This is a genomic window from candidate division KSB1 bacterium (genome assembly GCA_016214895.1).
In the GTDB taxonomy this organism is placed as follows: domain Bacteria; phylum Electryoneota; class RPQS01; order RPQS01; family RPQS01; genus JACRMR01.
Window position 1 is genome coordinate 1 of the sequence record JACRMR010000025.1, and the last position, 11,102, is coordinate 11,102.

An 11,102-nucleotide genomic window follows, 5' to 3' on the forward strand; every position below is an offset into this window, starting at 1 on the left:
CCATTATGTCAGCGGTGGAACAGCACAATGACAACCCAACCCCGTTTCGCTGGGCCGCAACCGCCGACGACATCATTACCAAGTTCCGTCACGCCCGCGCCGCCCTCGATAAGTTGCAATCTGAGTGAGACACTACACTAGCACAGTTCCACTGATCATCCAAATATCCTTCGCCGCAGCTATACTGGGTCCAATCTGCGTGCAAATCGTCGAGAAATGGGGCTTTCATAAAACAAGAATATTGACCCGCAGCGCTCGGGTCGTGATGACTAATTCCGAAAACGTGGCCCATCTCGTGTGGATAGGTTCGATTAATTCGGCGCAAAAGCACAAGGTCATACAGGGGATCGGGCGGAGCGGGCAGTCCGAGTTGAATCCAGTCGTTAACCTGGGCGACCAGCCCTTCATCAGCTATTCGCACATAATCACACGTGCCGCTGGGTCCAAATCCGCGGAGCCACACTTCACGCGGTACCTCAGTTGTGAAGGCCTCTGCCTATTTCTGCTGATCCAGTCGTTCAAGGATTTAGCCCGCCGAGCCGGGTTAAGTCCGCGCAACCCGGCCGGAATCGGTCTCGGAACTCGGCATTTCGATTTTCAATTTTCGATTTTCGATTTTCTCGAATGTCAATCGTCAACCCCGCCTCCGTCACCCAAATCGTCGTGCCTCCCGCGCTGAGCTTAAACGCAAACGGCTCGTCCCACTGCCCCTCATTGGCCACGAAGAAGACACTCTGCCCTTGGCGGCACATGTCTCCATGTGCCCCATCTCTGGCGCTGGCAGCGCCCGCGACCCCCAACATCAGGATGAACAGCGACTTGTACATTTTAAGCCACAGCGATTGACTTTTTGACCAAAATTTCGTATATTATGAGCGTCCAAGTGGGTCAGAGTCAGCTCTCAACTCCTCATCTATCATCTATCTTCGTTCATCTATCGGCCATTGCTGGCGATGCAATCTACCTCGACAAAAACCGTACAAGCTTCTGATTCTCAAAGAGTAAACCAGTTCGTTTGGGCAAACAATGTCCTCGCATGCCCTCCTCAACGTCGTCGTTCATCCTTCATCGTTTCAGCCTGAGTTCGTTCCGTCAATTACCGTGCATCTCCCCACCCCGCGCCCACTTACCCTATCCGAATTTCCGCTTTCTGCTCTCCGCTTGCTTCCGTTCTGCCGACCATCCACTTCTTCATCACCAACAACCCCAGCGGCGAAATCAGCGCGATCACGCCGTAAATCATCCACAACGCCCCACTGTCCTGCGCGCCCTGCTCGGGAATGAACTTCTCCAGCATGAATCCCGAATAGAAACCTGTCGTGAACTTCGCGAAAAACCACGGAATCCCCGCCAACCCCATGTACGCCCCCACCCGTCCCGCCGGAGCGAGATCTGCAATGTACTCAAAGAACCGGCTCGACCAGATCGCCTCGCCGATCGAAAACACGAATATGTAAGTGATCAGCAGCGTCAAATCCGGCGCGGGCGCGAGAATGAACGTCGCCGCCGCGGAGATCACCGTCCCCAGCACCATCATGAATATGATATCCACCTTGCGCGTCAACGCCGCCACCAGTGGAACCGCTACCGTGATAATCAGTGGATTCAACCCCTGAAACCACTCATATCGCGCGCCGACAGATTCCGGAAAACAGCGCATGATGTAGTGCGGCATCGTCAACCACTGATGCGCGAACATCGTCCGCACCGGCAGCAGAATGAAGATGAATGCCATGAACCGCGCATCGAGAATCGGCAGCGCCTTGAGCTTCTGCTTCAGCGTCGCGTGCTCAGGCCTCGGCGGCTCGATGTGTACCACCCGGTCACGATCCTCGACCTTGCGCGTAAACAGGAGCAGAATCGCCACCAGCACCACGCCGTTTACCGCCGCCATTGTCCAGAACACCGCCTCGATCCCGCCGCGCTCGCGGATGAACGGAGACATGTAGCTCTCGATCACGATCCCGAAATTCATGATCGCATAGATCAGACTGTAACTGATCGCCGACGTGCGCGGATCCGAAAATTCCTTCGCTCCCGCATACAGCGACGGCTGCAACACTCCCGTTCCCAAGGCCATCAGTGCGAGACTCGTCCAGAGCAGCACTCCGGTCGCATCGAACAGCGGACTCGAGGTCAGGAAGATCCGGCCCAACAATAAGAATAGCAGCGACACCATCAGCGCCTTGCGCACGCCGAGCCGGTCTGACACGAACCCACCGAAAAACATGAACAGCGTCACCGCACCCGTGAACACCGACACCGCCACACCGGTCATGGTATCCGTTAGGCCCAACTGATCGTGAATGAACAGCGTCAGCAGATTCAGAATACCGAAGTACGCAATGCCGTCGCCGAAATTGACCAGATTGACCAGCCAATAGGCGCGCGAGGCGCGGAACATGATGCGAAAGCTCTCGCGCATCGATAGATTCTTGGATTCTGCCTGAGAATCCGTTGCGGGGGTAGTGCTCACAGGGGAAATGGATTTGGGCCGGCGGGAGAGATGCGACTCTGACTATGGTCCGTGGAAATGAATCGCCACAAGGTAAGCTATTTGTGCGATATCCTCAAGGCCGACGCAGCGATCCATCCCGACCAAAGAGGCGCACCCCGGAGCTCAACCGTCCCGTCGGTACAAGTTGAGATTCTGTAAGACCTTTAATTTCAAATACATGACAGCGACTCCGCTGGAACTCGAATTGCAACCGGATGGCGACGGTTCTGTGGCCGGGGCCGAAGCGACTTGACTTTCCCTGTCCGCCGGGGTATCATGTAACTGCTCCTCAATCGCTGCCGTCGATCGGAACATCGGTCACTTCCGCCCGGCAGCAATAATCGAGATTTCTTACGGCATGCGAATCCGAATCCTGACACGGTTGTCGTTGCTGCTTCTGATGACGGTGCCTGCGTTATCGCTGGATTTCTACCTGGATCCGGATACGCTGCAAGCCAGCGCCGGTCAAGAGGTCACACTCTCCGCTCGGATCACGGCCAGCGATCTGCTGCGAAGCTTCACGGTTTACCTGGCCTACGATACGAATGTTATCGATCTGATCCCGCCTCTGCTGCCGGGACCTCTGGTCGCCGGACACAGCGGACTGCAATTCGACTACTTCGATCATGCGCCGATGCACCCGACACTACTCGAGGTGACCGCGACCATCATCGGGTCCGATCTCTGGCAGGGACCGGGCGAACTGTTTCAATTGACGCTGGCCACGCGGACGTGCGGTGATGCCGTCATGACGGCACCGTTTGCGCCGATCTTCCTTGACGGCGGCGGGAATGCGGTCCCCGTCGCATTTGCCGGAGCCATTGTCGGTGTGTGCCCGCGAGTACCACAGCCCGCGTCAAACCTGACCTGCTATCAAAATCTCGGACCGACGGTAATCCTGCGCTGGCACGAAGTGCTGCTGGACACCCTGCAGCGGCCGCTCTGGTCTGCGCCGATCTACCGCGTCCTCGGACAACAGATGCTGCCCGTGCCTGAACCCGAAGTGGTGCTCACCGAAACCGCTGACACCGTGGCCTCGAACACCATTGGGATGGACGGGCAGTCGTGGAACTATCGAGTGATCGTGCTCACTCCGTGACATTCCGCGGCGTCACTCACACCCATCCACCGCTTCATAACAGAAAGAGCCCCGTCGAGCAACGGGGCCTTATCATGCGGCGGAGTTCGAGTCGCGCTCAGGGAGTCGTCGTGGCCGTGATCGTGTAGTGATACGTTTCCGTAGAATCCAGCGCATCCACGAATACCGAGTCAGCCGTTGCTGCGATCACCATTTCAGGCCCAAACAACGGAAAGACCGGCTGACGGTGGATGTCGTACCGCACGGGGAACAGAATCGGACGCCCGAGTGTGTCGCTCATGACGCGATTCCAACGAAGGGTCACCGAGCCCGCGGGCCAGGGAGCGGCCACCAGCTGACCGGGCTGAACCGGAACGCGATCGCAGATCAGAAATGCCGGCGACGAGAAGTCGCCCGCAATGTACTCGCCGCCGGGCTGCCGGAAGCCGACTTCAGCCGTCATGCCTTCGTCTCCGCAGCCGCGCATGACCATGCTCATTTGAAATAGCTCACCCGGCCCGGCCCAGTAGTCCGCGCTGAACACCGTGGCGCCAACCTCCAACCAATCCGGAGCGGACAAGACATGGTCGGCATAGCGAAAATCGAGATCGGAGCGGCTCGCAATCAGCGATCCCGGCACCGGCGCACCCACCAGAGCGAGCTTGGTCGTGTCATACACCAGGTACACCGAAAACCCGCGCAGCGTGTCCGTCGGTGTGATTTGACCGGAGAGCCGGATCGTGTCCCCGACCGCGGCGAAGGAACTGTCCGGCGCGAAATAGAGCTGGATCGCCTGAGCCGTAGTCACACTGCTCGCGACCAAGGCCGTAATCAGCAATATTCGCCAATAGTGAATCATGGATCTTCCCGATTAACTTTCGCTTCGCATCTTCATCGGTTCGGACGCGCGATCAGCGCATCAACACCAGCTTCCGCAGGTCCGTGAAACCGTTTACACTGATGGAATACACATAGAGACCGGAGGACAAGCCGCCGGCGTCAAACGTAACCTGATGGCGCCCGGCATCCAGGTGTTGATCGAGTACCGTCGCGACCGCTTGCCCGAGGACGTTGTGTACCATTAGCGTGACCCGCCCGGCTTCCTTCAGATCAAACCGGATGTTCGTGGTGGGATTAAACGGATTCGGATAGTTCTGGTAGAGCGCGTACGACTGCGGCAGCATGGCCGAAGAACCTACATTCAGAACGTTGCCCGTCATTTCCAGCGTCGCACCGGTGTTGCTGAGCAGTTTGATCGCCGCGAGCGAGAGCTGTGCCCGCGCGGGATCCGCGCTTCGCACGCGCAGCGTGATCGCCGCGATGGTTCCGTCGCCCGTCAGAGTCGTGCGGCCGCCGCACGAAGCCGCAATGATTCCGAGCCTGCCCGGATGGCCCGCAACCTCGGCGACCTTGAAGAATAACTCGCCCGCCGCGCGGACATCGCCGGAGGTTGACGATACGAATCCGTACACGGACGGATCGAACTGCAATTCCGCCTCGGCTGCCTTAACCCTGTTCTCGGTGTTCCCGCTTAGTGTTAGCGCGACCGTGAATTCGTCGCCGGCTCCAAGCGCCGATTCGTCCGGAATCGAAATCGCGATGCCGGGCGGCGCCTGATCGAGGCGATCGAAGGGCGGCAGCTCCTCCGGCAGCGGCGCCATCCAGAATTCCAGCGGATTGCCGACCGGCGCGACCATGTTGTAGTTGAAGGTCATCGGAACCAGATCGGAAAAGTCAATCGTCCCGGCAACATCCGGTGTCGGAATGCCTTTACCGACGCCACCGTTCTCGACGAGGACCGGGCCGATGTTACGGAAATCGCCGACAACCGACGAGAAGTACACGACGGAAAGCAGCGTGAGGTCGTCAGAGTCCACGCGGCCGCGCGACGAGGTCGGGCCGACACCGTCCGCGGTGCTGAAGTCGCCGAGCCAGTAGTTGGTGGATCGATCCGCATTCACGCCCATCGTCGGAGCGAAACCCGTGGACCAGTTTCCACCCGCATCGCGGACGAAAGTGAGATAGCGATAGATGTCGCGATAAGTCGAGGCGTTTCCATCGCCGTCGATCCAACCGGCATCGGCGTCAAGCCAAAACGTGTCAGAGTCGGTGATGTGCTGATGGAAATCCCCGCGATTGTTGGCGGCGACCATCCCGGCGGAGGTCTGCATCCCGCTCAAGGCCGACTGCGCGGCAACAAGGGTCCAGCCGGCGGGCGGGACCGTCGCCGTCGGGTAGTTGGCGTCCGAATTCCAGAGGGCATTGGGATAGCCCGGATATTCGCCCGACAGCGCGCTGCGGTAAACGCGAAGTTCCTGAGCCTGCGAACCAGCCGCCCACGACCAATTCAGCCAGACACCGTTGTGTGCCGGGCGGGCATCGAACGCGGCGATCGTATTTTCCGGCGCCTGCGTGTCCACACAAATCGTGAATTGCTGGATACCGCTCGTATTTCCAGCGCAGTCCTCGGCCCGCACGTCGAATGTGAAGGAGTCGCCGTTGGCCGTTGCCAGACCCGGCACCGTCAGCATCCAGTTCCAAAGCTCAAGCGCGGTGGAGTCGGAGCCGGGATAGCCTGAGTCGTTGATTTCGGCCACCCAGTCCGGGACCCCGGCGTGGGCGAAGTGCAGCGTACCCGTTGCCGCATGGCAGGGATCGGTGCCGGGCAGCCACGTGACATCCAGATAGTTGTCGAGCTCGCTGCCGCCAAAGTTCGCACCCGCCGCGTTGTTGAAACAGAAGTTCGGTGGAGTGCCATTGCTGACCGCGAGCGACGGCGCTGTTTCATCACGGCCCACGACGAGATCGACGGTCGCAGCTTCGTTGCAGCGCGCGTCCCTCACGTGAAGCGTGAGCGTCGTGCAACCATTGTTCAACAGGTTTGCGTAAAACGCAGCGGCACTGCCCGCATCCGGAAAGGTGACGGTGTACGGATTAGAGACCGGGTTCGACCCGAAGAGCGGGAACGAGTAACCGCCCGGGCTGAAGGTGACCCAGGCCGAATCCAGAGCCGAGCCATCGACCCCGCGGTCGAGCACCACCGTCAACTTGTCAATCAACAACAGCGCGGAGCCGAAGGCGGAGCACGTTGCCGGATTCGAGAACGAGGTGATGGTCGGCGGCGTACAGTCCACAATGACCGAAATCGCGGAGAGAATCATGTCATCGGTGTGTTGACCGCCGTTGGTGTCGATCCAGAGTGAATGCGCGCCACTGATCTTGTAAGATCCGCTCACGGCGCCGACATTCCGGAGCGGGATCGACGCCACTTTCTGAGCCGGATTTCCCGAGCTGCCGCCGGCAAAACCGTCCCATGCGATGTCCAGTTCAAACGAGTCGCCGGCTAGGGCGTTGACCTGCGCGAAGACCGTATTTGAGTCGGCCGGAGCTTGCGGCAGTGCCGCCCCATTGGCCGGGTCGAGCAATTGGAAGCCGGAGGGAAGCTGAAAGACCAGGCGCAGATTGGTGAGCGCGGCACGGTCGATCATGACGTGCAACACATCGACGTTGCAGGAATCGCCCGCAACACAGCCGATCGTCGGATCGGCGAGGGCCAGATCGACGTTGGAACAGCCATTCGGATTCGGATTCGGGTCCTGATTCCCGGCATTGGGGATATCGTAACGTCCGAAGCCGAAACCGGAGTTCAGTGCGTAATCGCTGTAGCAGTTGCCGTTCCAGCTATGGCCCGGAGAATCATCAAGGGCATTATTCGTATTCGTCATGCGGTTGCCCGTGATAGTGCCGATGTTGATGGTTCCGGGCGAGACGATGTCCAATGAAATGCCCTTGTCCCAATTCGTCACGACGTTGTCGGTCACGGTTACATCCACATTGAAGCTCGAGCTATAGACGTCAATGCCCCAGCTATTGACCGAGACGGGCGTGGTTCCGATCACGGTCAGATTCGAGAAACTGACGACCTCATCCTGCGCGGCATCAAGCGGTCCGTGCCCGGGCACGGGATCCACCAGCGGACTCAGATTCCGGCGGCCGGTCGTGAGCGATCGATTATCCGCTCCGACGCCCGCCGAATAATAGGTGATGCCGGAAGCCGAGCTGAACGTGCCGCCGTTGTAGCTGCCGCTGGTCTCGACATAGTAGGCGCCGATCTGGTTGTTGGAGCCGCCGGAGTTCGTCACGTTGACCGGACCGGCTTCGTAGAACAGGTAGCCGCACGAAAGGGTCCCGCTCGGCAGGTAGGCACAGCCGCTCGATGTCGAGCCCGAGATCGTACCGCTCGCGCCAAAACCAAACTGAATTCCGTTCTGCGCGGCCGCGGCGGTGGGTCCCGCCAGTGTCACCGAGCAGTTCGACACCGTGCCGAGGGTCGAGGCCCCGTTCAGCGTAATGCCGCCCTTCTGACAGTCGTCGATCGTGCAGCCGGTGACCGCTACCGCGTAAGGACCCGGCAGCGAGCCATTGGCATAGATGCCGATGCCGCCCGGAGCTTCATTCAACGGCGTATTGCGGACACGCGTCACGTAACAGTCCGTAACCGATCCGGCCGAGTTCCAGAACCCAATGCCGTGAAAGCGCTGATTGAGATTTCCCTTGCCGTCACCATCCACCGTGAGGTCGGAGATGTGGACCGTGGAATGGTCGCAGAAGATGATCGGATAGTTATAGACCGGGGTCGGAAAGTAGAGCGGCATTGCCGTGGCCGGGGCCCGCACCACCGTCGAACCGATGCCCGCGCCGATCAAGTTCAATTCCGCGTGATTGGCGATGTGAAGCTGTCCGACATAGGTTCCCGCCGCCAGATAGACGGTACTGCCCAACGCCAAATCGATCCCGTCCTGCGCGCGAGCCGGGAAACCTACGACGACGGTATGACCACCGAGGCCGGAGTAGCTCAACGCACCGAGACCCGCAACGTAGATATCATAGCTATGTCCGGTCTGTGAGTAGGCAGCGGACGTGACGGTGGTCGCGAAGCCGCCGTCTTCATCCGTTTCAAGATCGAAGCCATAGGTGCAATTGGCGGTGGTGTTGCCGCTGAAATCACAGGCGACGTCGGCCTGCCACGACGCCCAACTGTCCGGTCCCGGGGTGACCGCGATCCCAACTGAATTGGGCCGGTTCTGGCCGTCCACGAAATTACTGGTGAATTGGCTGACACCGCCGACTCCGCCCCACGCAAACAGGCCGACATCGTTGTTCGTAACCTGATTACTGTCGAGAGTCGTATTCACAGCCGGGAAGAACACCCACACGCCATAGCTGTTCGGCCCGCCCGCGCTGACCTGATTGTTCCGGATTTGGTCCGCGATCGGCCCGACGCTGTTGTCGGTGTGGACTCCGCTGCTGCTGTTGGTGACGACGTTGCGCAGAAATTGTGTGCCGCGTGACCCGTTGGCGGCGATGGCATCCCCGCAGTAAGCCACGGCGTTGTCCTCGATGATGCCTGATCCGCCGAAATTGTAAAGGCCGATGCCGTACGGGCAGGCATCGAGATTCAGCACGGTATTGTGATGAAAATGGAAGCCGCTGCCGCCGCTGCGCGCATAGATCCCGCGGTAATAAAGGTTCTTTGCCGTGCAGTGGTGTACCACCAGATTGTTCCACGGACCGTCGGCTTCAATGATCCCGTTGCGCGCGTTGATATCGACCGCGCCATCGGCAATGCCTCCGGCCAGCGCGGGATTGTCGCCGTCGATGGTAAGGTCGGAAATCGTGACGTCGTGGGCCGCGACGATAAGCACCTGAGAATTCTGGAACGAAGCACCGCCGCAGGGTCCGGGATCGGAGACCGCGGGATAAATCGTCGTCGCCGCCGCGCCCGAGCCGGTTAAGGAGATGGACTTGTTGACCAGCAGGTTCTCGACGTAGCCGCCGCCGCCGATCAGCACGGTTTCGCCCGCCGTCGCGTAGAAGATTTCATCCGCGATCACCGTGCCGATGCGACGCGTGTGCTCATAGACGTCGGAGGTGTATTCCGCGAGCACACCCGGCGGATTGGAGCCGTGCGCCACTTTGCGGTCGAACGTGTTGTCGTTCCAATAGGCGGCCCAGTCGAATTGCGCGTCGTCGTAAACTCCGCGGGCCGTGAGATACTGCGAGGCACCGTTGGAAAACGTGTTCCCCGCGATGACCGCGCCGCCGACGGGATACACATACCAACCGATCGCGGGGACCGTGCCGGTGAAACTGCACGAACTGTAGATATCCAGATTCGAGTCGAAATCATTGAAACGAATCACGCGTCCGCTTGCCGGCCAGCCATAACCGGTACCGTTGGCGATATCGATGGTATTATTGCGCGGGAAGAAGTTGTACTCGACCGAGTACGTGCGGATGTGCGACTGCGCGTTCACGGTGTCGTAACGCCAGTCGAAGAAGCTCGTCGAACCGCCGTACCAGTAGGTCTGATCCCAGTCGTCGATCTTGCAATACCGCAGCGTGAATCCGTCACCGATAATCTCGAACGTCTGATCGACCTCCTGAGCGGCTTCGTTGTGAATCCAGAGGCCCGTAATCGTGGCGCTGTCGGCCTCCACGAACACCCCGCTGGTCCCGGACGCACTGACCGCGGTATAGAGCACCTCGGCCGCGATGCTGTGATAGTCAACGATCGCCGAACCGGCGCCGTCCACGCCTTCGATAATGATCCCCGGCTTGGAAGCAGGGAGGAAGAGTCCGAATTGATGCGGTCCGGAAGCGTCAAACAGATAGCACCCCGGCGTGGTCTCGTGGTAGATTCCGGGATAGACATGCACGGTCGCCCCGGCATCAGCCGCCGCGATACCCTCACGAATGGTGGCGAACGCATCGGTCGCCCACGTATGGCCGCCGGCGTTGCCCTCGCTGAAATCGTCATCGACCCAGACTTCGGCAACGAGGTCCAGCGTCGAACGATCCACAGGCGGAGCGATCCACGGACCGGCTTGGCCGTAGATTCCCGGCGAGATCACCTCCCTGCGGCCGGGAAAGCGGGTCTCGATCGGTGGCGACGGGATGAGAGGCAAGGACACGCCGATTAGAGGCGACGGGTCAGCCAGACCCGCAGTCGGGGGGACGGGAGGAAGAGCATAGGCTCCGGAGGATAAGAGCATCAGTGCAACGGCCACGATCATACCGAGCGGAACCGAAGTTCCAGAAGTGCGGCGGCCAGCGAGATAAGGCTCAGTCATGCCCATCAGTTCCTTGTACGCGGCGTCGCGCTATGGTGCACGCGCCGGAATGATCTTGCTTGTCGATTCAGCGGTCTCAACAAATATCGGGAGCGGTAAGAGCGGAGGGGGCATCCGCAATAGTCATCCATAGCGGGTCTCAAGCGGGACCGGCGGATTGGATGAATTGCAGGCTACCATCGGTTGAACCGGCCACCGCCGACGATTGCTAAGATACCATGACGCCCGGCGATTGTCAAGTCAAATCAGGAACTTCCTGCATGGGTCGCTTATCATACGACCGTCCGGGTCGCGATTGGCCTGAGGAGGATCGTGCTGTTAATCAGCGTGTTCAGCGATCGTCAGTGAAGCTGGCAGCGGGCGGTGCGACACGAATGACGCTTTGTGAACTGTG

General features: G+C 59.7%; 4 protein-coding genes. 1 reads left to right on the forward strand and 3 read right to left on the reverse strand.

Features of this window, described 5'->3' with window-relative positions:
* Nucleotides 1–1,126: 1,126 nt before the first annotated feature.
* Nucleotides 1,127–2,425: an MFS transporter gene (locus HZB60_12150; protein MBI5060518.1), complete on the reverse strand. Its 1,299-nt coding sequence runs from the start codon at nt 2,423–2,425 to the stop codon at nt 1,127–1,129.
* Between the two features lie 430 nt (nt 2,426–2,855).
* Between HZB60_12150 and HZB60_12155 the strand changes: the two genes are divergently transcribed.
* Nucleotides 2,856–3,596: a hypothetical protein gene (locus HZB60_12155; GenBank protein MBI5060519.1), complete on the forward strand. Its 741-nt coding sequence runs from the start codon at nt 2,856–2,858 to the stop codon at nt 3,594–3,596.
* 97 nt (nt 3,597–3,693) lie between these two features.
* Here HZB60_12155 and HZB60_12160 read toward each other — a convergent pair whose 3' ends face one another.
* Both HZB60_12160 and HZB60_12165 read right to left on the reverse strand, forming a co-directional pair.
* Nucleotides 3,694–4,434 carry a hypothetical protein gene (locus HZB60_12160; GenBank protein ID MBI5060520.1) on the reverse strand — a complete coding sequence of 247 codons (741 nt, stop codon included), beginning with the start codon at nt 4,432–4,434 and terminating at the stop codon, nt 3,694–3,696.
* Nucleotides 4,435–4,486: 52 nt separating this feature from the next.
* The gene (locus tag HZB60_12165; protein MBI5060521.1) at nt 4,487–10,543 is read right to left on the reverse strand and encodes a T9SS type A sorting domain-containing protein; all 6,057 of its coding nucleotides are present in this window, start codon (nt 10,541–10,543) and stop codon (nt 4,487–4,489) included.
* Nucleotides 10,544–11,102: the final 559 nt, after the last annotated feature.